Source organism: Acetomicrobium sp. S15 = DSM 107314, from assembly GCF_016125955.1.
GTDB lineage: Bacteria > Synergistota > Synergistia > Synergistales > Thermosynergistaceae > Thermosynergistes > Thermosynergistes pyruvativorans.
On sequence record NZ_JADEVE010000414.1, the window covers coordinates 1 to 387 of the forward strand.

A 387-nucleotide genomic window follows, 5' to 3' on the forward strand; every position below is an offset into this window, starting at 1 on the left:
AATCCAACCATAACTTGTAATTCATTGTTCGAAATTACCACTCCTCAAACTATCAAGATAGAAGGACATATAAAGAAGAAAAATGTTCAAGAAGTGAAATATCACATCGAGCATCAAGAAATAAATCTGACCATATCTTGTAAAGCATTGGCAAGAATTACCACTCTTCAAACTCTCAAGATAGAAGGACATATCATGAAGAAAAATGTGCAAGAAGTGAAAGATCACATCGAGAAAGAAGAAATGAATCCAACCATAACTTGTAATTCATTGTTCGAAATTACCACTCCTCAAACTATCAAGATAGAAGGACATATAAAGAAGAAAAATGTTCAAGAAGTGAAATATCACATCGAGCATCAAGAAATAAATCTGACCATATCTTGT

At 32.3% G+C, this 387-nt stretch carries 1 protein-coding gene; it reads left to right on the plus strand.

What is annotated here, in order from left to right:
* Positions 1–195 precede the first annotated feature (195 nt).
* On the plus strand, positions 196–387 hold a 192-nt coding region (locus EZM41_RS14045), incomplete at its 3' end, for a hypothetical protein (RefSeq protein WP_232619365.1).